Origin of the sequence: Sorangium sp. So ce385, from assembly GCF_051474135.1 — a bacterium.
Taxonomy (GTDB): Bacteria; Myxococcota_A; Polyangia; order Polyangiales; family Polyangiaceae; genus Sorangium; species Sorangium cellulosum_D.
Map to the genome: position 1 here is coordinate 2,648,905 of NZ_CP150337.1, position 21,514 is coordinate 2,670,418.

Consider the following 21,514-nt stretch of genomic DNA (forward strand, 5'->3'; position numbering starts at 1 on the left):
GGCGCTCACGGGGCGGGCGGCGGGAGCCACCCGGCCGCTGCGACGTCCAAGGCGGGAGGACTGCGACGGGCGTACGCGCTCAGGGGGGCGTCTGCCGGCCGGCCTCGGGAGCCACGCTCGCTCGCTATCATCGGGGATCAACACCGTGGTACAGTGGGTCAGGAGCCCGACGCCGATGCAGGATCGCCGAGACGAACGAACAGGGCCTGTCCCCTCCGACGCCGAGAAGAGCTGGGATCAGCGGATACTCGAAAGAGTCCCCTCCGGCGTTGATACATCGCTCATCGCCGAGAACCTGCGCTTGACGCCCACCGAGAGAGTCGAGCGGATGCGGAAGGCGCTGGAGTTCATCGAGGAAGCGAAGGCAGCCCATGGTCACCGACTTTCGGCGCGTCGTTGAAGCGCTCGTCGGTGAGCATGTCGATTCGTGATCATCGGCGGGCTCGCGCTGGTAATAAGGCTCGAGCCGCACGACGAATGACATCGGTATGTGCTACGCGCGCGCGTTAGGACTTGCGGCGCCTCGCGCGATCCCTGGCTACGTTCCATCCTACGCTTCGCGGGTTTCCTCCCGAGTTGCCCTTCTTCTGGGATGAGCAAACGTTGTGGAGCGGGCTCAACTTCACGCTGAGCACGGATATCGGAGCCATAGACCTGCTGGGCGATGTGCCCGGAGTGGGTAGCTTCGACGACGTTGTGAAGGGGTCGGAGGAAATCCAGCTCTACGGCTCCGCGGTTCGAATCCTGGGGCTGGACGCCCTGGAGCGCGCCAAGCGCGCGGCCGGTCGCGCCAAAGATCTGCTCGACCTCGGTGAGATCGCTGCGATCCGCGCGCGCCGATCCCCCTGACACCGACCGACATCGACCTGCGAGAACGAAGCGACAGCCGGCTACCGCAACCTGGGTCGGGTCCCCCCGGCGTCGGGCCGCGCGTCCTCGGCACGGCCGCTCTCCCCTCGCTCGGTCTCGCGAGCGGGCAGCTCGGCAAGAGCCCGCCCGCCGGTGTGCAGCCCAGGCCCAGTGGCCTGCTCACCCGTGATCCCGGCCCTCCCCGCGTGGTGCAGTTTGGTCCGGTCGGCCCCGCGGCTCACCCTGGCCTCGCGCTTGTATCCGCTCCTCGCGTCGTCCAGCGTCGGGTCGGTTGGACCCGCGAGAGACCCGGGGGAGCTCATGGATTCATCGGTGAGCGCGCCGCTCTGCGGCCGCCTCTCGCTGCGCCCGCTCGCCGAGCGGCCGCGGTGCAGCATCGTCATTCCCTGTTACAACGAGGAGCGCTACATCGAGGACGTCCTCCGCTGCGCCCTGAAGCAGCGTTATCCTCCCGAGCTCCTCGAGATCTTCGTGGTCGACGGCGGCTCGAGCGACAGCACACGGGAGATCGTCGGCCGCATCGCGGCGGAGGAGCCGCGGGTGACGCTCCTCCACAACCCCGCCCGGATCCAGGCCGCGGCGATGAACATCGGCATTCGCCGCGCGCGAGGCGACGTGATCGTCCGGATGGACGCGCACGCCGATTACGCGGAAGACTACGTGGCCGCGTCGGTCGCCGCGCTCCGCAGGACCGGCGCGCTCAACGCGGGCGGCGCCGCGCGGCCGCGCTACCGCAACCGCTTTCAGCGGGCGCTCTGCGCGGCGCTCTCGAGCCCGCTCGGCGTGGGCGGCTCGGCCTACCGCGACCCCTCGCGCGAGGGCTTCGTCGAGTCGGTCTTCAACGGGGCTTTCCGGCGCGAGGCGTTCGAGATCGCCGGCCTCTACGACCCGGACGCGATCACCAACGAGGACGCCGAGCTCAACCAGCGCATCATCGAGGCCGGCGGCGCCGTCTACCTGTCCCGGGAGATCGTCGCGTACTACTACCCGCGATCGTCCCTGCCGTCGCTCGCGCGGCAGTACTTCGCCTATGGCAAGGGGCGCGCCCGCACCCTGCTCCGCCGCCGGAGGCTCCTGTCGCTCCGGCCGATGCTGCCGTTCTTCCTGGTGACCGCCGCCGCGCTGCTCGCCCTCGCCTCCGCCCTGCTGCCGTCCGTCCGACCCGCGCTCGCGCTCGCGTCGCTCGCGTACGCCGCGCTCGTGATCGCGGCGTCGCTCCGGCTCTCGCGGAGCGCCTCGCCCGGCGATTTCCCCTTGCTCTGCGCCATCTTCCCCACGATGCACGCGGCGCACGGGCTCGGGTTCTGGGCCGGCCTGCTCCGCGGCGCGCGCGAACGCGCTGGACGGCGCGCGGAGGGCCGCCTGCCGACGTCGTGACGCGCGAGGGCGCGCGGGGGCAGCCGCGCGCCGAGCGCGGCTGTCCCGGACTCCGCGGCTCGGGCCGCCGGGGGGCGCGTTGATCGGCCGGGCTCGCTTTGGTATGGTCGCGCGGTGAGCGCGCGCGGGACGTCGTTGACCTCGTTCTCCTCGGTCGCAGCCGAGCTCATCGAGCTGTCCCGCTGGTGCTACGAGCGCGGCTGGACGCCGGCCACGAGCGGCAACTTCTCCGCCCGGCTCGGCGAAGGCGCCATCGCGATCACCGCGTCCGGGCGGCCGAAGGGCGCGCTCGGCCCGTCGGACATCGTGGTCGTCAACGCGGACGGCCGCCTGGTCGGGCCGTCCGCCAGCCGCCCGTCGGCCGAGACGGCGCTGCACTGCCAGCTCTACCGGCGCTCCACCGCCATCGGCGCCGTCGCGCACACCCACTCGCGGGCCGCGACGGTGCTCTCGCGCCGGTGCGCGCAGGAGGGATACGTGACCCTCGCGGGCTACGAGGTGGCGAAGGCGCTCTCCGGGGTGACGACGCACGACCGCACGGTGCTCCTCCCCGTCTTCGTCAACACGCAGGACATCCGGAAGCTGGCCGAGGACGTCGAGGCGTTCATGTCGGCGCACCCGCCGGTGCACGGCTACCTCATCGCCGGCCACGGGCTCTACACCTGGGGTGCGGACATCGCGGACACGATCCGCCACATCGAGGCGCTCGAGTTCATGCTCGACTGCGCGCTGCTGGAAGGGAGCATCTCATGAGCCTACTGCGGGTGTACCGGGAGAGCGATCCGACGAAGGCCGAGGAATACACGACGTTGGAGGACATCGCCCGCGTCGCCGCCGCGTCGCAGATCCGCTTCGAGCGCTGGTCCGCCGAGCGCCCGCTGCCGCCCGCGGCGTCGCCGGAGCAGGTGCTCGAGGCGTACGCCGGCCCGGTGAAGCAGCTCTCCGAGGCGTGCGGGTTCGTCACGGCGGACGTGATCTCGGTCTCCCCGAGCACGCCGAACCACGCGGAGATCCGGCGGAAGTTCCTGGACGAGCACATCCACACCGAGGACGAGGCGCGCTTCTTCGTCGAGGGGCGCGGGCTGTTCTGCATCCATCAGGGGGAGCGCGTGCTCTCGTTCCTGGTCGAGAAGGGCGACCTCATCAGCGTTCCTGCCGGGACGCGGCACTGGTTCGACATGGGGCCTGCGCCGTCGTTCACCTGCATCCGGTGGTTCTCCGATCCGAAGGGGTGGGTCGCCGAGCACACCGGCTCGGACATCGCGTCGCGCTTCCCGAGGCTCGCGGCGTGAGCGCGGCGTCGATCCCCGCGCGCGCGGTGCTGGTCGACATCGAGGGGACCACGACGGACGTGCGCTTCGTCCACGAGACGCTGTTCTCGGTGGCGCGCCGGGACCTGGCCGCGTACGTGTCGGCGCACGCCGGGAGCCCCGAGGTCGAGGCGGCCCGGAGCGCGGTCGCGCGCGAGCGGGGCGCCCCCGCGCAGGCGGTGAGCGACGGCGAGCTCGCGGCGGCGCTGCGCGCGTGGATCGACGAGGACCGCAAGGAGACGGCGCTGAAGGCGCTGCAGGGGAAGATCTGGCGCAGCGCCTACGCGTCGGGCGGGCTGCGGAGCCACGTGTACGCGGACGTGGCGCCGGCGCTGCGGCGGTGGCGGGAGCTCGGGGCGACGCTCGCGGTGTTCAGCTCCGGGTCGGTCGAGGCGCAGAAGCTCCTGTTCCAGCACACGACGTCCGGGGACCTGACAGGGCTCTTCACGGCGTTCTTCGATACGACGACCGGGCCGAAGCGGGAGGCGGGCGCTTACCAGCGGATCGCGGAGGCGCTCGGGGTTCAGCCGGGAGAGGTGCTGTTCCTGTCCGACGTGACGGCGGAGCTCGACGCGGCGGCGGCGGCGGGGATGCGCACGGTGCAGCTGCTGCGGCCGGGGACGGCGCGGGAGCCGGGGAGCCGGCACGCGGCGGCGGAGCGGTTCGACGAGATCGCGGTGGAGCCGGGGCAACCGTAGGCTGAGCCGACTGCAGCGGAGCCAGCGGGGGAGGGCGTGCGGCGCGGGCGGGGGGCGGCGGGGCGCGCTGAGGCGCTTCGAGGCGCGGAGCGCTGCTTCAGCCGAGCGGGTGGGTCGGCTGGAGCACGGCTTCGCTGAGCGCGGAGAGGCGCACGGGGTCGGCGCGGTGGTACTCCGGGTCGGCGATCATGTCCGTGAACGCCCTTCGCGAGGGATACCGGACGAGGGCGACGCAGTCCCAGGACTGGCCGGACTCCGCGCAGAGCGCCGTCTTGCCGTCGCCCGCGTAGAGGATCTCGCCGCCGTGGCGGGCGAGGACGGGGCGCGCGAGCGCGATGTACTCGAAATAGCGCTCGCGGCCGCCGTCGGGGCGGAAGCGGAGGAGGTTCAGCATGACGACGGGCTTGCCGTCGTCGTCGCGGAGAAAGCGCTCGAGGTCGGAGGGGGTGATAGCGATCATCTACTTCAGCCTTTCCGTTGGGATATCCGTGAACATGACGATGCTCTTGATGCGGTGTCTCGCGTCGCACTCGACGTCGTCGTGGCCGCTGAAGCCGGCGTTCCCCTTGCGGCGCGCCGCGAGCGCGCGCATCGTCGCGCGGCATGGCCGCGAGCGACTTCGAGGTGTCCGTGCCGCAGCTGCGGTGCTTCCTCGCGGTCGTGGACGCGGGCTCGGTCGCCGAGGCCGGGCGCAGGCTCGAGATGTCCGCCGCGAGCGTCTCGAAGGCGATCACGCGGCTCGAGGACGGCGCCGGCGTGAGGCTCCTCCATCGCTCGACGCATGCCATCGCCCTCACCGACGCCGGCGAGGCGCTGCTCGAGCCCGCGCGCGAGGCCGTGCGCGCGGCGGAGGCCTTCGCCGAGACGGCCGCGCACGCGTCCGCGCGCGGCGACGGCGGGATGGTGCGGCTCACGGCGGCGGCCGGCATGGTCCGGCACGTCATCGCGCCGCTCGTGGGCGAGCTCGCGCGCGTGCATCCGGACATCCGGGTCGACATCCGCGTCACGAGCCGGGTGCTCGACCTCGCCGAGGGCGACCGCGAGCCCGACGAGCGCGACGTGTGCCGACTGCGTCCGCTCGTCGGGTACCGGTGGCGCCGCGATCCTCGGCGGAAACATGGGCTGGCGCACCGCGGGCGGCGGCGGCTCGAACACCACGGCCGGGAAGGGGCCGGTCGGGAGGGGTTGGCCGTCCGGCGGCAAGAGCTCCGCGGGCAGGTGCGATCGGTCGCGGAGGGCGGCGGCATCGCAAATCGCTCGTCTGTGTGCCGCAATTCCTGTCACGGCGCCGAGAGAGGCCGCAGGAGCTCTGGACGCGCACGGTCGTAGCCCATTGCACCGCGTATGCCGCTCGGCGGGGGGCCCGGTCCGGCACCGCGGCCAGCATGCGTGTGATCCGCGGGCAACATACGTGTGATCCGCGGGCAGCAAACGTGTGATCCGCGCGCAACACGCGTGCAGGTCATCGAGCCTGGGAGCGCCCAGGGCCGCACCCGCAAGGCCGCCGCCTTGCCGGGCAGTCGCGCGCCCGAGGTCCCGTCGGTTGGTACACCGGCCAGGCAGCTTCCCTCAGCACGGTCCGAAGCGCACAGGGGAGACTTGGACGCGCGAGCGAACGTTCTGACGGGCTCGCCTCGCCCCGTTAAACGTCGTCGGATCCGGGGTGACGGACACTGGCGCGCCACTTGCTCTACCGGCGACCAAGCTGATGAGAGCCAGCTCAGGTCGTCAGCTCAACAATTTTACTCGACGAAGAATTGTAACCATGAAGACTACACGATACATCAGAATTGTAGCTGCGATCTCCCTTGTCGTGTCTGTTGTCGGTTGCGGCCCAGATCCGGACGAGACGGAGGCGGACATCGACCTAGACGAGGCTGTTCAGGGTGAGACCTTCGACGCGGTGAAGCCACTTCCCGTCACCTTCGCGGCCAGCGACATCCCGCCTCACAAACCAGACGTCAACGTGGGTATCGTATATCGCCCGATTCCCGATCACTATCTTGTGGCGATGAACGACGGGCATGACCCTGAGGAGTTCGCTCGGCGCCACGGAGCTATTCCTGACTATGTGTCCCGCTCGGCGGTCGTCGGCTTCGCAGCTACGCTCACCAAAGCTCAGGTGGAGCGACTCCGGCAGGATGCGGCGGTCAAGTACATCGAACAGGACCAGGAAGGAGGCATCGAGGCTACACAATCGCTGCCGTTCGGCCAGCCTTGGGGGCTTGATCGCATAGATCAGAGGTCACCCCTGCTGTCGTGGAGCTACATCTATTATACCACGGCATCGAACGTCCAAGCCTATATCATCGACACCGGCATTCAAGTCAACCATCCCGAGTTCGGAGGTCGGGCGGGTAACTCGGTCGATCTTACCGGCGCAATCGGGCCAGCAGCCAATATTGATTGCAATGGACATGGTACCGCCGTGGCTGGCATCGTTGGGTCGGCTACCTATGGGGTGGCAAAGGGAGTCATGCTGCGGAGCGTACGCGTATCGGGGTGCGATGGCACTGTCACGGCCGCCAAGCTGGTCGAGGGGATGAACTGGGTCAGAAATAACGCGGTGAAGCCTGCGGTTGTAAACATCTCGATCGGCGTCCCAAAGTTGAAGTGGGTGAATGACACCGCCCAGCAACTGGCTGACTCGGGGATCTTCGTCGCCGTGTCAGCCGGCAACGACGGCCGGGACGCATGCACCGTATCACCCGCGAGCGCGCCCAACGTGTTCACGGCAGCGGCGTCGAATTATTTGGACGGGCACGGAGAGTGGTTCGACGCGGAGAAGTCAGCGTGGGAGTCGTCCAATCATGGCCCATGCGTAGATGGCTATGCGCCGGGGGTAGAGATTATGACAACCTGTAATGGTGGCCAGACTTGCATGGCCTCCGGAACGTCGATGGCAGCTCCCTATGTCACGGGGCTGGCCGCCATGTACAAGGCAACACTCGGGGATCGCAGTTCGTCCACGATCGCCAACTTCATCAATAACGGCGCGACGACCAGCGTGATCGCGAATGAGCCAGTCGGGACGCCGGATCGGTTGATATATAGTCCATTCTAGTCCACCAAGCGAGACCCCCGGCTCTGCCATGGAGGCAGAGAAGACATGCACATCGACCAGCCCAACCTGTGGACCTGCGCCGCCATCTTCAGGTGGCTACTAGAGCCGCTCGTGAGCGGCCCCAAATCAGCCACTTTGAGCGGCCCCGATCTCGAAAAGGGGCCGATGCCGTGGCCAGGGCGCGTCCTCGAGACATTCTGCGCCACCATCCCCGGCGCGCAACGACAGCTGGCCGAGAGTACCGGGTTGGTTCCGAGGAACTTGGAGCGGTTGCTGAAGAGCGACCCCCCGATCACGCCCGCCCTCGCGAGGCAGCTGGAGGCCTCAACGGACACGCCTGCTCGGCATTGGGAGTTCCTCTGGCGCCTGCATGATGACTATCGAACAGACGCGGAGGAGACGCTGCTGATCCAGCTCGGCGAGCCCGTTACCAGGCGCGAGAGCTCGGCGCATGCGCCGGCCGCGCCGGCCTCGACCTCGGCGCGGCCGGGTCCAGCAGCGGTCCTCGACCGCGCGCCCGATGTCCCGCCGCCTGTGGTGGCGATCTTTCCCCACGGCCCACTCGCTCGCGTGCCTACGCATCGCCGGCCACGTCGCCGCGCCCATTGCAAGGCTCGCTTCCGGCTGGGCGGGCTTCTCCCTTCGCCGGGCGGGGCTCACGCCCACCGGACGATGAACCGAATTTCATGAGATCATCGCAACTCTCACTCCTCTCGGACCAGCCTTGCCTGGTCGCACTGTTGATGCACCCGTCGCGCAGCTTCGTCGGTAATGAGCGCGTCCGCGCGAACTGGAGCGCCTGCTGGCCCGCGTGCCGGGCCTCCGAGCGCAGATTCAGCGCGCCGTCTTCGACGCGGAGTCCGGTCAGACCTCGTCAGAGTGGGAGATGATCGGTACGACGACCGACGGTGAGCCGATCACCTTCCGTGGCGTGGTGATCTCCACCGCGCGCGACGGCAAGCTGGCGTGGAACGGCTTCTACCTGGATGAGGTCGTCGACCGCTGACGGCAGCGCCCGATCTTCTTCCGCGTCCAGGCCGTGTGGCCGATGCGCGTCGTGGTTGTGCGGTGATGTCAACCGAACGCTGCGGCGAGCGGGCACTTGCCTTCGCAAAGGCGTTTGACCCCCTCTCCATACGGTGCCGAATCTCCCGAGCTCTGACGCGCGGCTGCGTCACGCGCGCCGCTGGCCGCCGTTCTGCCAGGCGATGAGCGCGAACCAGACCATCATCAAGATCGACGCCGGCGCCAGCACCGTCGGGGGCAAGAAGGGCGAGACGAAGCTGTAGGCGAAGAGCAAGGCGCCGGCGGGGACGCCGACGAGCTTCACCGGCAGCGAGGCGGCGCGCGACGCCGTCACGATCCAGATGCCGGCGAAGATGTGAGCGCCGAGCCGCACCGGATCGGCGACGGCGCGGGGCACGTCGTTGATCGCCAGCACGCCGGTGGTCACGTCGAGGAACAGCCAGCCGTAGCCGGCCATCCGCGCCCACTCCGGCGCGCGCAGGCTCGGGACCAGCGCGAAGACCGCGAGGTGGAAGGCGATCCCCGGGTACTCGGGCCAACGCGCGCCGGGGGCGACGGCGAAGCTGACGATGACGGGGGCGAAGCACAAGAACGCGGCGCTGGCGGCGACGCGCGGCGAGCAGGGGGCGGCGGACGATTCGTTCATGCGTGGGCTCCTCGCTATCGAGCGCGAGCATGCGGCGCGACCGCGGCGTCGTCTTGGGCTTCCTTGCGCCAACGTCGGCGCGCGCGATCGATAGCCAGCGTCGCTCTCGAGCGTCCGCGCGCAAAGTTCGGCGAGCGCGGCCGCCGGCGTCGGTTTACTCTCGGAGGATGCCGAGAGACGCCGCGCCCGTGCGCACCGAGCTGCGCGCCTACGCCGACGTGCCCGGGGTGCGCTCGCTGCTCGTCGACGCCGACGAGCGGCTGTGGTGCGCGGTCAAGGAGACGTACGCGGTGGCGCTGATCCACCGCGGGCGCGCGGAGTTCTGGTCGCGCCGCGGCGCCGTGGCCAGCGCGCCGGGCGACCTGCACCTCGACGCGCCGACGAGCGTGCACAGAGACCTGCGGCGCGACGGGCCGGCGCGCTTCCAGATCGTGAATTTCGACGTGGCGCTGGTGCGCGAGCAGGCCGAGCGCCGCGGCCTGCGGCCGAGCCTGGCGCTGCGGGTGCCGCGGCTCGAGCGGCGCCATCCCGATCGCCGGCCGTTGCTCGCCCTCCACCGGGCGTACCGCGGGCGGCCCGACCCGCTCACGCGGCAGGTCGTCGTGGCCGAGGCGCTCGACGCGCTGGTGCGCCAGCTCGACGGCGCCGACGCGCGGCCACACGCCAGCGTGGCGCGCGGCCGCCTCGGGCGCGCCGTCGAGCTCATCCACGCGCGCCTCGGCGAGGCCCTGTCGCTCGACGAGCTGGCGGCGGCGGCCGGCCTCGATCGCTTCCAGCTGTGCCGTGCGTTTCGCGCCGAGCACGGGATCCCGCCGTACACCTACGTGCTGCGCGTGCGCATCGCGCGCGCGTACGCGTGGCTGGCGGCGGGCAGGCCGGTGAGCGAGGTGGCGAGCGCGCTCGGCTTCTGCGATCAGAGCCAGCTGCACGGCCATTTCCGGCGCGCCTTCGGGATCACGCCCGGCGCCTTCGCCCGCGTCGCCCGCCGTGGCTGCGCGCCGCTCGCGGTGGTCGAGCGATAGGCCACGCGCCGCCTCGCGGAGATCGAGCGATGCTGGTGTGCCAGTCGGCGTCCCCCTCAGTCCAACCCCGCCCTGCCGGGAGTCCAGTAGGTCTTCGTCTTGATGCTCCGCACGCCGGCGCGGCGCAGGGCATCACGTACGCCGACGACGAGCTCGGAGCCGCCCGTCAGCGCGACGACGGCGCCGGGTGAGGTCGAGAGGCTGGCCTTGACGGCGTCGACCGTGGCGGCGGTGTCCCCGCGCGCCACGACGTTGATTTGGCGGAGGCCAACGGACTCGGCTGCTGCCCGGACGTCAGAGGCGGCCTCCGACTGGATGACGGGGTGGACCAGCCCCGGCCTCTCCGCCGCGAACGCGGCAGCGACCGCGACGCTGGTCTCATCGCCGACGAGCACCACCGGTCCCGCGTCGAGCGAAAGCGAGCGCTGAGGGCCCACGAACGGCAGCTCGTCGCCCGGCCGAGCGCTCGACATCCAGCGCGCACCGGGCCCGCCAGCGTGCATCCATCCGAGCAGCACCATGCCGTCCGGCGAGGAGATCGGCGTGTACGTCCGCATGTCGTCGGAGGGCAGCAGCAACTGGACCTTTGCGCCAGCGGAGAACCCCTGCACGTCGCTCCGCAGGCCTAGCCGCTGGAAGCCGCCGAAGGCTTGCACGGATACGACGGCAGCGCGCTTGAGCGCCACGCCGGAAAACAAGCGAACGATTTTACCTTTGACCGATGACATCGTTTGTCTCCTCAGCTCCAGCATCTGCGGCTCTTTCTGAACGCCGCCTCACGTCCGCGGTCTCGCCGACGGCCAGCCCCGGCACGTTCGCTCATCGTGTCTCCAGGCCTCGTCCCACATCCGGCCCTGGGACGCCGAACTCGAAGCTCTCGCCGTTCATCGCCGCGACGAAGCTCGCCTCCGGCACACCCGCTGTCCGCAGCGCGATCATCAGCTCCCCTGCGGGCTGGAACCGGCCTTCGTCGGAGAGATCGAAGGTCCCCCAGTGGATGCCGATCGAGTGTTCCGCGCCGAGCTCCCGGTGGGCGCGCACGGCGTCGGCGGGATCCATGTGGATATTCTGCATGAACCAGCGGGGTTTGTACGCGCCGATCGGAAGGATCGCGACGGTGGGGGCGCCGAGCCTTCGCTTGATCTCGGCGAAGTGCGGGGCGAACGCGGTGTCGCCCGCGAAGAAGACCGACCCGGACGGGCCCTTCAGCACGAAGCCGCCCCAGAGCACGACATTTCGGTCGCCGAGGCCGCGCTGCGACCCGTGGCGCGCTGGCGTCATCGTCACGGTGACGCCGCTGCTGCCGACGGGCGCCGACTGCCACCAGTCGAGGTCCACGCCGCTGCCGACGTCGTGCTCCGCCAGCATGGCCGCCGAGCCGAGGCCGGCGAAGACGGGCATGCCGAACCGCTCCTCGAGCGCGTCCAACGTCACGACGTCGCAATGATCGTAGTGCGAGTGGCTGACCAGCACGGCGTCGATCCTCGGAAGATCCTCGAAGCGGACGCCAGGGGCGGCATGGCGCGATTGGCCGACGAACGAGACGGGGCCGACGCGCGTCGACCAGACCGGGTCGGTGAGGACCGAGATGCCGTCCATCTGCACGAGCACCGTCGCGTGGTTCACGAAGGTGATACGGATGCCCGCGTCAACGCGAGCGGGCGGCCGGCTGGGCACGACCGGAGGCGCCTCGCTCCACGGGATCGCCACGCTCGAGGACAGCCAGCGGAGGACGTCCCCCGCGCCAGGCTGCGACACCCTGGGAACGTTATGGAACTCGTGGCCGTCGAAGTGCCCCGTACGCGGGCCGTTGTAGCCCGGTGCCCCGAAGCAGCCCGTGATGCCCACGGTGACCCAGAGCGCGATGGCGGCTCTCTCTCCATTCGTCATCGGTTCCTCCTCACGACTCGATGGGTAGTGACGGTAGAGGGGGCCGCCGCCCGCCGCCCGCGCGATCCCCTCGGGCGAGGCAGCAGGGTCGCGCGCGAACGCATCTACCGTCCATCGCGGCATGGGGGAGCCCGGCTCGGCCGACGGAGCGCGCCGCTCATTCGGCGTGGGCGGCGGCGAGCGCCCGGATGCGGGCCGCGTCGTCGGCCGAGAGGGGCGTGTAGACCAGCATGGCGAGGTCCGGCCGGCCATCGACCGCGAACGCCGAAAATTCGAGCGCGATCTCCCCGAGCACAGGGTGGCGTAGGCGCTTCACGCCCTCGCAGGCGCTGTGGACCTCGCTGTCGCGCCACATCCTGGCGAAATCGGGGCTCTTCGCGCAGAGCTCGTCCACCAGCGGCTGCACGGTCGCAGCCGCCCCGGCGCGGGCGGCGTCGCCCCGGAACACGCCGACGACGAACCGCGCGGCGCTCTCCCAGTCGAAATCGGCCGCGCGCGTCCGGGGATCGAGGAAGATCAGGCGGAGCACGTTGCGCTCCGCCGACGGCAGCGCGCCATAGTCGGTGAGCACGGCGGCCGCCGCCTGGTTCCAGGCGACCACGTCCCAGGTCGCGGTGCGGATCATGGCGGGGCAGGCGTCCAGCGCGTCGAGCACGCGCTGCAGCCGCGGCGTCACCCCGCCCGATGGCTTGTAGCGGACCTCCGGCGGCCGGCCGAGCCCGAGCAGGAACAGGTGCTCGCGCTCCACCTCGGTCAGCATCAGCGCCTTGGCCAGCCGGTCGAGCGCCTGGGCGGAGGGCGCGCCGCCGCGGCCCTGCTCCAGCCAGCTGTACCAGGTGGCGCTGATCCGGGCGCGCTGCGCCACCTCCTCGCGCCGAAGCCCGCGCGTGCGCCGCCGGCCGCTGGCATAGCCGAGAGCCGCCGGATCGAGCCGGGTGCGGAGTTCGCGGAGGTAGGCGCCGAGCGAGCCGTTGCCGGGCATAGGGGTCCAGCCTGTTGAGGGTTATACCTGGATAAGCTCTCGACTTTTACCCCGAAGACGCGCGCCCAACAATGGCCGGCGAACCGTTCAGGAGGTCGTGCGATGCGCGTGTTTGTAACGGGCTCCACCGGGTGGGTGGGCAGCGTGGTGGTGGACGAGCTGCTGGGCGCCGGGCACCAGGTGCTCGGCCTCTCGCGGTCGGAGGAGAAAGCGGCGGGGCTCGCCGCGAAGGGCGCGGACGTGCTGCGCGGCACCCTCGACGACCTCGACAGGCTCGCCGAGGCGGCTGGCAACGCCGATGCGGTGATTCACCTCGCCTTCAACCACGACTTCTCGAAGTTCGCCGAGAGCAGCGAGCAGGACCGGCGCGCGATCGAGGCGATGGGCGAGGCGCTGGTCGGGACGGGCAAGCCAATCCTCGTCACCACGGGGTTGGCGCTGATCGCCCCCGGCCGGGTCGCGACGGAGGCGGACATGCCGCCGCTCTCCGATCCCAGCTTTCCCAGGAAGACCGAGGCGGCGGCGGCCGCGCTCGCCGAGCGCGGCGTGCGGGTCGGCACCGTCCGGCTCGCGCCCACGGTGCACGGGATCGGCGACAACGTCTTCATGGCGATCCTGGCGAGGCTCGCGCGCGAGAAGGGCGTGTCGGCCTACCTCGGCGACGGCGCCAACCGCTGGCCCGCGGTGCACGTGTCGGACGCGGGTCGGCTCTATCGCTTGGCGCTGGAGGCGGGGGCGCCGGCCCGCGTTTATCATGCGAACGCGGAGGAGGGGATCGCGTTCCGCGCGATCGCCGAGGCGATCGGCCGCGCGCTCGACCTGCCGGTCGAGCCGCGCCCGCGCGAGCATTTCGGCTGGTTCGCCGATTTCGCCGCGGCCGACGCGCCCGCGTCGAGCGCCCGCACGCGCGAGCTAACCGGCTGGGAGCCCACCGGGCCGACCCTGCTCGCCGACCTCGCCCAGCCGGCCTATTTTGCCGGGCTGGGTCAGCTCTAGCCGGGAGCGCGCGCCGGCTCCGCGACGGTCGGTCCGCCTCGCGAGCCGCCCGGTGATCCTGCTGCGGGCGCCGACGAGCCCGCGGGCGGCGCCGCGGCTCGACGCGGCTCGACGCGGCCCGCGCTCGCCTCGTGGCGCCGGGGAGTCGACGGCGCGCTTCGTCCGACTCGTGCTCCGAAATCGTCCGTTCATGCGCGCCAGCGGCGCTCGCGAGCCTGCTCCCTCGATGTGGCCCTGTCGAGTCTCTGTCAGCTGAGCAGGATGGCGATCGAGAAGGCGACGCTGAGCAAGAGCGACACGACGATGGACGCGATGAGCCACGGCCGCATCGCCGGCGAGGTCCACCTGGACGCGAGCGATGTCGCGCTCGTCGGGTGCCCCGGAGCTCCGGGGTGCATCGTGACGGTCGGATCGAGCTGCTTCGGCGCGCCCTCCATCGCCGCGATGGCCCCGTCGATGGCCGCGAGCACGCTGGTGGCCGTCGGATAGCGCTGGGTCGGGTCTCGCTGGACGAGCCGCATCACGATCGCCTCCACTTCGGGGCGGATACCTAACCGCGGAGCACGCTGGCGGAGCGGGGGCGCGTCCTCGAGGAGCCGCCTGCGGAAGGAAGACTGGCCGTCGCTCGCGTCGAACGGGCTTCTCCCGGACAGCATTTCGTACAAGATGATTCCAAGCGCATAAAGATCTGCGCGAGCATCGACCGCATCCATGCCGCGCACGGCCTCCGGCGCGAGATAACTGAGCGTGCCGAGGACCTGGTCGGCAGCGGTGAGGTCCTGGCCTTTGCGCGCGGCCTCGCGGCTCTCGGTGGACAGGAGCTCTACGTTCACCTTGGCGAGGCCGAAATCGATGAGCTTCACCTGATCGCGGGCGCCGAGAAGAATGTTCTGCGGCTTCACGTCGCGGTGCACGATCCCCTTCGCGTGCACCGCCTCCAGCGCAGACGCGATCTGCCTCGCGATGTGGAGCGCGCGGCGCGCGGGGAGCGGCGCCGAGGCGATCACGTCCTGGAGCGGGGTGCCCTCGACGTACTCGAGGACGAGAAAATGCGACCGATCCGCGAGCCGACCGAAGTCGCTTGCCGAGACCACGTTCGGATGCTGGATATGCGCCCCCGCGATCGCCTCGCGCTCGAACCGCGCCACGATCTGGGGGAGGTTCCGGGCGCTCGGCTGGAGGACTTTGATCGCGACCTGCTTGCGGAGGTGCACCTGCTCGCCGCGGTACACGGCTCCCATGCCGCCCTGCCCGAGGAGCTCATGGACGCGGTACCGCTCCGAGATCAAGCTCCCGATCAGCGCTGGGGCTTTGTCGTCCGAGCGCACCAACGTGGGCGCGTCGTCCGACCACGGCCGTGCCGCAGTCTCGATTTCTTCCCCGAGCGCCGAGCTTGAGAGCTCGACGACGGATGCGTCGCGTTGTTGTCCGAGCATCGGCACCGTGACGTCGTCGGTGCTTGAGCGCCCCCTGGGTGGGATGATCCCCGGCATGCCGAGGAGTGTACACGCACAAAGGTGCTGAGAGCGGAGGAACCGCACCGCCGTCCGAGCGGACATCCCGCTCAATCCACCCACCGCACGGAAGAGCTGTGCAGCTCCGCGATGTTCGTCGGCTCGGCTCCGTCCACCGACATCAGCCTACAAGGGTGACCTCAGCGCATCGAGCCGTAGCTCGCCGGTCGCCGCCCGCCCCGCCCCGAAGGCGCGATGAGGACATCGAGGGCGGGCGATCGGGGGAGTTGGGCGGCGGCGTGCTCCTCGGCAGCCGACACGGTACAAAAGAAGGCCGCCGCGTCTCACAGAGCTATTCCCATTGGAGCTCGGAGGGGTGGTAGGCTTTAAGTCCATCAATCGGAATGGGTCCATCGGGGGTGCCGCTGCACACTTTGACGCCCTCGTCGTTCGTGCGGACCGGGTAGGCATACTTCAACTTCGACGTGACGCAAAATGGATATTTGCCGTCTTTGATGAGGAGGCGATACTTGCTATTGGGGGCGGGCCTGCGCGCCGATGAGGGCCCAGCGGTCGACGGGGGCGTGCTGGTAGCCGAGGATGGCGTGCTGGCCGTCGAGGATGGCGTGCTGGTACTGGAGGACGTCGCCATCGCGCGAGAGCTGCCGCGCGCCTCGTCCTCTTGAGATGTTCGAGCGTCCGCGCTCTCACGAGCTTCTTCGGTGGAGTCTCGCGAGCGAACAACGAAGAAGGCAGCGGCGAGGCAAGCGGTGATAGCAAAAGAGCCGATCACCGCAATCATCAATAATGGCGAGCTCGAGCCCGCTTGTGGGCTGGTCGCAGCAGATTGAGGCGGCACGGATACGATCATTGGTGCCTGCATCGCTCGGCCGGGCGCAGGAGCAGCCATCGTCGGGTCGTCGACGCTGATCGCAGACGACACGTCGGCTCGGATCGACACTGGGGCTGGCGCGTGAGGGGGAGCATGGGCGGCCAAAAATCGCTCGATGTCCTCACGCATGGCCCGGGCCGTCGGATAGCGGCGCGACGAATCGAAGGCGAGCGCGCGATCGACGATGGCGCAAACCTCTGGGCTGACAGAGGGGGCAAGGGTGCGCAGGGCCGGCGCAGGCTGCGTCGCCATCTTGATGAGGAGCTCGCTCTCCGTGGAGCCCTCGTGGACATGGCGCCTTGTCAGGACCCGAAACATCGTCGCGCCAACGGCGAAGATGTCGGCCCGCCCATCGATCTGGCCACCCGCGATCTGCTCGGGCGACATGTAAGGTATAGTCCCGAGCATCGAGCCGATGCGTGTGCGAACATTGGATCCGCCCTGTTTCATCCGAGCGATCCCGAAGTCGAGGACCTTGACGCCGCCTGAAGACGTCAAAAACAGGTTGTCAGGTTTGATGTCTCGATGAACGATGCCGAGCCCATGCGCGACGTCGAGCACTTCGAGCACGGTTGAGACGACGCGGAGCAGCTCGCGCTCCTCGATGCCGCCGGAGCGGTGGGCGCGCTTGCCGAGCGATTCACCGTCGAGCAACTCCATCACCAGGAACGGCGAGCCATCTTCGCTCGTATCGATGTCGAGGACATTGACGGCTGCGGGGTGACCGAGCTGGTTCACCGCGAGCGCCTCTTGCTCGAACCTGGCTCGAAGCTCCTTGGAGACCGCGATTTCCGGATGGAGGATTTTGATCGCGCAGCGCCGGCCGATCCTGTGTGTCGCCTCGTAAACCGCGGCCATCCCGCCGACGCCGATGAGCGAATCGATGCGCCACTTGCCCCGGAGGACCGTTCCGATGCGTGCTGTACAGTGTGCTAGCTGGGGATCATCACTCATGAGGTTCAGGCTCCGATGTGTACCGGATGCGAACTCGGTAAAACATCCCCGCTGAGCCCGGCGGGGGCTCGACGATACCATGAGACGTTCTGCACCGGCAATGGAGCTTACGTGAGAGCCCTTCCCCTTCCACTCGCCCTGGCCGCGGCGAGTCGCCCCGTCTCCCGATCGTGGACGAGCGGCATCGTGCCGCGCACGGCGCCGGCCGTGACGGGCTCCCGTGGAGAGGGGGCGCGCCGTCGCGCTCCACGCTCACGGCGACCGCGGCGCCGGACCCCGGCTTGGTCGGCTTGCTCTCCGAGGCTCCGGCGAAGACCTCGTCGCGCTGGCCGCTGGCACACGCGACGCCACCGCGGCGCGCCACGGCGAGCGCGGCGCGAGCACGCCGGACGGGCGGCCGTACGCGCTCGACGTGTCGATCGCGCCTGAGCCGGCGCCGCCGCCCGCCAGGCCGCGCGGGCCCGCGCTCCGGCGAGCTCCGATCTCCCCCTGACGGCTCCCCCCTGGAGGGCGGCGCCTCCAGGCCGAGGGGGCGCGCCCTCAGCGCGCCGGCGCGGGCGCGGACCGCCCGGGCCGCGGAGCGCGCGAAGGCGCGAAAATGCCGGCGTGCGCGCGGCCGAGCGCCGGGATCGGGGAGTGGCACGCTTCCTGTTTATAGGCGTTGCGTGACGCTCGGCGCGGTCCAAGCGGCGAGCAGGGCGACCCGGGCGACGGATGGACTCGACCCGTCGCACCCGCGGCGGACTGCCCGCGCGTCAGAACACGTGTCGTTCAATTAAATACCGGAAAGAGAGCTCAATCATGAAGCGTGCAATGATCCTCCTCGCCTCGTCCCTCGTGTCCTCGTTCGCGCTCGTGGGCTGCGTCGCCGACGCGACCGACCTCGACGCGGAGCTGGCCGGCCTGGAGGAGGTCGAAGAGACCTCGCAGGCGCTGTGCGTCGCCCCGCCGACGGCCGACCAGACCGCGGCCCAGTCGAACTCGAGCGACGTCGGCAGCTTCACGATCCGCGAGTCGCCGGACAACACCTACTACAGCAGCAAGGGCAACTACGTCGTCGAGGTCACGAACGTGAAGAACGCGTTCGCGTCGACCCAGACGGCGATGGCGTACAGCGTCAACGCCGGCAAGTCGAAGAGCGTCTGCGAGCACACGACGACGACGGCGACGCTGTACGGGTTCGACGAGGTGGAGGGCTGCTGGGTGCAGATCGGCGCGACGAAGAGCAAGACCGGCGTGTACTACCCGGGCGGCGGCTTCATCCAGCCGAGCTGCGATGACGTCGTGAGCTGGTCGATCCCGAAGACGGTGACCAAGGTCCGCATCCAGGGCAAGTCGGTGCTCCAGACGACGTTCGGCCCGGCCGGTCAGAAGATCGCGGAAGGCACGAGCTGGAGCCACTGATCCAGGTTCTGGTCTGCGCCCGGGGCGCCGGCGTGGGAGGTGCGCCTCCACGAGGTGGATCTCGTCGCGACGGCGAGCGATGGTCGACGGGAGCTCGAGCGCCTCGGGGAGGCGCTGAAGGCTGGCATGGGCCGAACGCCCGAAGAGGCTACGGCGTGAGCCACGCCGGCGCCGAGGCTGGTGCGCGGGCCGCCCTGCGCGGCCGGGGCGCTCGCCTCCGCGCGGGGCGCGAGCGGCGCGCCGTCGCGCTCCACGCTCCCGGGTACCGCAGCGCCGGACTCCGGCTTCGGCGCGCGGGGAGGCGCTGCGCGGATGGCATCCCGAACCGCGTTACACGCTGGACCGCCAGGTGCCGTGGAACCCGAATGGCACGCGGTGCGGCAAGCGGGCGACCGCGACGGGTCCAGCGGAAAGGCGCATGGCATCGAACACCAGCAAGTCGCTGCGCGTCTCCTGTTCACGCCAGGCCACGGCGAGCAGCCAGCCGTCGCCCTCGGCCGCGCCCTCCGCGCGCGGCACGAACACCGGCTCGGACACCACGTCGCCGCGCGGCAGCGTGTGAATGCTGCGTTCGCCGGTGTCGAAGTCGAACCGGGCGAGGCTGTCGTAGAGCACGCTCTCCGAGTCGCCTCTAGCGCGGGAGGTCGCATGGCAGGTGTAGAAGCCGTAGCGGTTGCGCCGCCCCGTGTAGCGCTCGTCGATGCGTGGAAACTCCGCCACGAGATCGTCGAGGTAGTCACGCCGGAACCCGGCGCCTGCATCCGCCAGGTGGAAGGTCCAGCGGCACAGGCGCGCGGCCGTCGCCTCGGGGTCGCCGGGGCGGCCCTCGGCGTCGGGCAGGCCGGGCGCGGTCTCCGACTGCATGACGTAGGCCACGATGGTGTCGCCGTCGTCCCAGGCATTCATCACATGGAACACGTGGCAGGCGTCGGTGTCGAACCAGCGCAGCGCGTCGGCCGCTTTCCCGCGCTGCATCACGCCGACGTGGGTCCGCAAGCTCGCATCCCAGGCCAGCAGCGGCTTGCCGCGCATGGCGCGTTCCACGCTGAGCGTCAGCGGCGTGACGGGAAAGAGCACATGCCCGCGCGTCACCATGAAGTCGTGCACCATGCTGGCATACGGCGCCGTGAACGACTGGAGCTGCGTGACCTCGCAGCGCGCGTCCATCACGCCATAGAGCATGCTCGGCGAGCAGGGGCCGTCGGGCGAGTACGCGAAGAAGTGCAGCTCGCCGCGCTCGGGGTCGATCTTGGGGTGCGCGGTGCAGCGCGAGGTCACGCGGCCGCCGAAGCTCTGGTGCCCCTGGGAAGCCAGCGTGCGGGGGTCGAGCTCGAAGGGCTGATGCGACTCTTCGAGCGCGAACAGCCGATCGCCGTGCCACAGCATGCTGGTGTTGGCCGTGCCGCCGTTGCGGCCCTGCGCCAGCGGGTCGCTGGTGGCGGGGTTCCCGAAGGTGCCGAAGAGCGCGCGCCCGGCTTCGTGCTCGAGCTGCCACTTCGGCGTGCGCGCCCAGCGGTTGCGGTACGACACCTTGCCGGCGCCGATGTGGAACGCATGCACCATGCCGTCGCCGGAGAACCAGTGATAGTCGTCGTCGCGCGGCGCGTACTGCGGGTTCGGGCCGACACGGTACAGGCTCCCTTCCAGCCCGGGCGGCAGGGTGCCCTCGATCTCGAGCGCCGCGATGTCGTGCTCCTCGCGGAGCGGCGCGTAGTTGCCGGTAAAGAAATGAGGATTCTTCTGCGTTCTTGCGTTCACGTGAGGCCTTCGGGATTCAATTCATTCAGGAAGTCGGTGTGGCGTCGAGTTGCGCGATGGCTCGCCCGACATAGTCGATCAGCGTCGCGTCGATGCCGGAGCCTACGCGCAGGGCCGGGTCGTGGCGGAATGCGGCTTGCAGCTTCGCGTCCAGCGCGGCGTCCCCGCCGGCCTTGGCCAGCGACAGCGCCTGCCAACGCAGCGCGAGAGCGCGCACGGCTGCGCCATCGGCAGGCGCGTCTGCCGCCATCTGTCGCCGAAGCTCGGCGATGAGCGGCGGCCATGCGTCGGTCTGCGCAACATAGTGCTGGCGCAGCGTGGCCATGTCGGCGGCGCTGCAGTAGGGCGCGTAGAGCTGAAGACGCGCGAAGGCCATCGCATGTGAGATGTACCGGATGCCGGCGCGGTCCACGCCGGTCAGCGCGTGGAGCGCCGGCTCGTTCCAGTGCATGGCGTAGAGCTTCATCAGCAGGCCTTCGTCGCCGCCGGCTTCTTCGAGCAGCAGCTCGATCCAACGTCGCGCGAGCGCCTGTGCCTGCGGGCTCTCGGGCGACGCGCCGGCCGCGACCAGCTTGTGCAGCCACGCCGACAAGCCGGCGCGCTCGGGCGCCACGGCGTCGGTGAAACCGTCGCGCTGCGCTTTGAGCGTGCGCTGTTCGTCGTCGCTGAAGTACTTCGAGCCCGCGACCATGCTCTCGAGCGCCACGAGCCAGTCGTCGATGCCGGGCTCTTCGTTGGCCTGCAGTTGACCCTGCACGGCGAGCAGGTGGGTGCGCAACGCGGACGCTCGCAGGATTTCGCGGTCGAGCTGCGCCACCTGCCGGGCCACCACCTCCGAGAGCCCGCCAGCCGCGTTGTCGAGCAAGTCTTTGATGTCAGCCAACGACAGGTCGAGGCGCCGCAGCGCCTGGATGCGGTACAGCCGGGCGAGGTCTCTCCGGTCGTACAGGCGGTAGCCACCCATGGACCTCCCGGACGGCGCCAGCAGGCCAATCTCGTCGTAGTGCCGCAAGGCCCGCACGGTCAGCCCGGTGCGCCGGGCAAGCTCGCCAATCCTCAGCAACATGCCTTCCCTCTCGAGTGGAAGGCAGCCTAGACCCTGCCGCTGCGAGAGGGTCAAGCGGTTTTCCCTGGGGTCGGCGGTCGTCGTCGTTCAGGCCCACGACCAGAC

20 protein-coding genes are annotated in these 21,514 nt (G+C 70.1%); 11 read left to right on the forward strand and 9 right to left on the reverse strand.

The features are described from left to right. Window positions 1-175: 175 nt before the first annotated feature. From WME83_RS09900 to mtnC, 6 genes are all read left to right on the forward strand, one after another. The gene (locus WME83_RS09900; RefSeq protein ID WP_437319024.1) at window positions 176-400 is read left to right on the forward strand and encodes a hypothetical protein; all 225 of its coding nucleotides are present in this window, start codon (window positions 176-178) and stop codon (window positions 398-400) included. Between the two features lie 203 nt (window positions 401-603). After that, entirely contained in the window at window positions 604-849 is a 246-nt protein-coding gene (locus WME83_RS09905; protein WP_437319025.1) for a hypothetical protein, read from the forward strand. A 333-nt stretch (window positions 850-1,182) separates the two neighbouring features. Continuing rightward, a complete protein-coding gene (locus WME83_RS09910; RefSeq protein WP_437319026.1) occupies window positions 1,183-2,247 on the forward strand; it encodes a glycosyltransferase family 2 protein in 1,065 nt (354 codons plus the stop codon). Window positions 2,248-2,361: 114 nt separating this feature from the next. Further along, window positions 2,362-3,000: a methylthioribulose 1-phosphate dehydratase gene (locus WME83_RS09915; protein ID WP_437319027.1), complete on the forward strand. Its 639-nt coding sequence runs from the start codon at window positions 2,362-2,364 to the stop codon at window positions 2,998-3,000. Further along, a complete protein-coding gene (locus WME83_RS09920) occupies window positions 2,997-3,539 on the forward strand; it encodes a 1,2-dihydroxy-3-keto-5-methylthiopentene dioxygenase (protein WP_437319028.1) in 543 nt (180 codons plus the stop codon). Before WME83_RS09915 ends, WME83_RS09920 begins: the two co-directional genes overlap by 4 nt. Further along, window positions 3,536-4,255: an acireductone synthase gene (gene mtnC / locus WME83_RS09925; RefSeq protein WP_437319029.1), complete on the forward strand. Its 720-nt coding sequence runs from the start codon at window positions 3,536-3,538 to the stop codon at window positions 4,253-4,255. Before WME83_RS09920 ends, mtnC begins: the two co-directional genes overlap by 4 nt. Before the next feature lie 97 nt (window positions 4,256-4,352). Here the strand turns inward: mtnC and WME83_RS09930 are convergent, their stop codons facing one another. Then, entirely contained in the window at window positions 4,353-4,715 is a 363-nt protein-coding gene (locus tag WME83_RS09930) for a DUF1330 domain-containing protein (protein ID WP_437319030.1), read from the reverse strand. A gap of 143 nt (window positions 4,716-4,858) precedes the next feature. On the opposite strand from WME83_RS09930, the gene WME83_RS09935 reads away from it, so the two are divergent. Continuing rightward, window positions 4,859-5,584 (forward strand): LysR family transcriptional regulator, encoded by a 726-nt coding sequence (locus WME83_RS09935; RefSeq protein ID WP_437319031.1) that lies wholly within the window; start codon window positions 4,859-4,861, stop codon window positions 5,582-5,584. A 436-nt stretch (window positions 5,585-6,020) separates the two neighbouring features. Then, window positions 6,021-7,319, forward strand: coding sequence for a S8 family serine peptidase (locus tag WME83_RS09940; protein ID WP_437319032.1), 1,299 nt, complete (start codon window positions 6,021-6,023; stop codon window positions 7,317-7,319). 1,174 nt (window positions 7,320-8,493) lie between these two features. Here the strand turns inward: WME83_RS09940 and WME83_RS09945 are convergent. After that, window positions 8,494-8,991: a hypothetical protein gene (locus WME83_RS09945; protein WP_437319033.1), complete on the reverse strand. Its 498-nt coding sequence runs from the start codon at window positions 8,989-8,991 to the stop codon at window positions 8,494-8,496. Between the two features lie 167 nt (window positions 8,992-9,158). Between WME83_RS09945 and WME83_RS09950 the strand changes: the two genes are divergently transcribed. Continuing rightward, the gene (locus WME83_RS09950) at window positions 9,159-10,013 is read left to right on the forward strand and encodes a helix-turn-helix transcriptional regulator (protein WP_437319034.1); all 855 of its coding nucleotides are present in this window, start codon (window positions 9,159-9,161) and stop codon (window positions 10,011-10,013) included. 56 nt (window positions 10,014-10,069) lie between these two features. On the opposite strand, the gene WME83_RS09955 is transcribed toward WME83_RS09950, so the two are convergent. The 3 genes from WME83_RS09955 to WME83_RS09965 all read right to left on the reverse strand — a co-directional run bounded on the left by WME83_RS09955 (window position 10,070) and on the right by WME83_RS09965 (window position 12,885). Further along, window positions 10,070-10,765 (reverse strand): hypothetical protein, encoded by a 696-nt coding sequence (locus WME83_RS09955; protein ID WP_437319035.1) that lies wholly within the window; start codon window positions 10,763-10,765, stop codon window positions 10,070-10,072. 67 nt (window positions 10,766-10,832) lie between these two features. Next, a complete protein-coding gene (locus tag WME83_RS09960) occupies window positions 10,833-11,903 on the reverse strand; it encodes an MBL fold metallo-hydrolase (protein ID WP_437319036.1) in 1,071 nt (356 codons plus the stop codon). Between the two features lie 157 nt (window positions 11,904-12,060). Next, complete coding sequence (locus WME83_RS09965; RefSeq protein ID WP_437319037.1) at window positions 12,061-12,885, reverse strand: helix-turn-helix transcriptional regulator; 825 nt, start codon at window positions 12,883-12,885, stop codon at window positions 12,061-12,063. A gap of 102 nt (window positions 12,886-12,987) precedes the next feature. Here WME83_RS09965 and WME83_RS09970 point away from each other — a divergent pair, with 102 nt between their 5' ends. Beyond that, the gene (locus WME83_RS09970; RefSeq protein ID WP_437319038.1) at window positions 12,988-13,881 is read left to right on the forward strand and encodes an SDR family oxidoreductase; all 894 of its coding nucleotides are present in this window, start codon (window positions 12,988-12,990) and stop codon (window positions 13,879-13,881) included. 248 nt (window positions 13,882-14,129) lie between these two features. Here WME83_RS09970 and WME83_RS09975 read toward each other — a convergent pair whose 3' ends face one another. Together WME83_RS09975 and WME83_RS09980 are read right to left on the reverse strand one after the other, a co-directional pair. Next, entirely contained in the window at window positions 14,130-15,374 is a 1,245-nt protein-coding gene (locus tag WME83_RS09975; protein ID WP_437319039.1) for a serine/threonine-protein kinase, read from the reverse strand. Between the two features lie 313 nt (window positions 15,375-15,687). Beyond that, window positions 15,688-17,181: a serine/threonine protein kinase gene (locus WME83_RS09980; protein ID WP_437319040.1), complete on the reverse strand. Its 1,494-nt coding sequence runs from the start codon at window positions 17,179-17,181 to the stop codon at window positions 15,688-15,690. Window positions 17,182-17,982: 801 nt separating this feature from the next. Between WME83_RS09980 and WME83_RS09985 the strand changes: the two genes are divergently transcribed. Continuing rightward, the gene (locus WME83_RS09985; protein WP_437319041.1) at window positions 17,983-18,585 is read left to right on the forward strand and encodes a hypothetical protein; all 603 of its coding nucleotides are present in this window, start codon (window positions 17,983-17,985) and stop codon (window positions 18,583-18,585) included. 330 nt (window positions 18,586-18,915) lie between these two features. Here WME83_RS09985 and WME83_RS09990 read toward each other — a convergent pair whose 3' ends face one another. Together WME83_RS09990 and WME83_RS09995 are read right to left on the reverse strand one after the other, a co-directional pair. Next, the gene (locus WME83_RS09990; protein WP_437319042.1) at window positions 18,916-20,343 is read right to left on the reverse strand and encodes a carotenoid oxygenase family protein; all 1,428 of its coding nucleotides are present in this window, start codon (window positions 20,341-20,343) and stop codon (window positions 18,916-18,918) included. A gap of 25 nt (window positions 20,344-20,368) precedes the next feature. Next, on the reverse strand, window positions 20,369-21,409 hold the full coding sequence (locus tag WME83_RS09995; RefSeq protein ID WP_437319043.1) for a MerR family transcriptional regulator: 1,041 nt from the start codon (window positions 21,407-21,409) through the stop codon (window positions 20,369-20,371). Window positions 21,410-21,514: the final 105 nt, after the last annotated feature.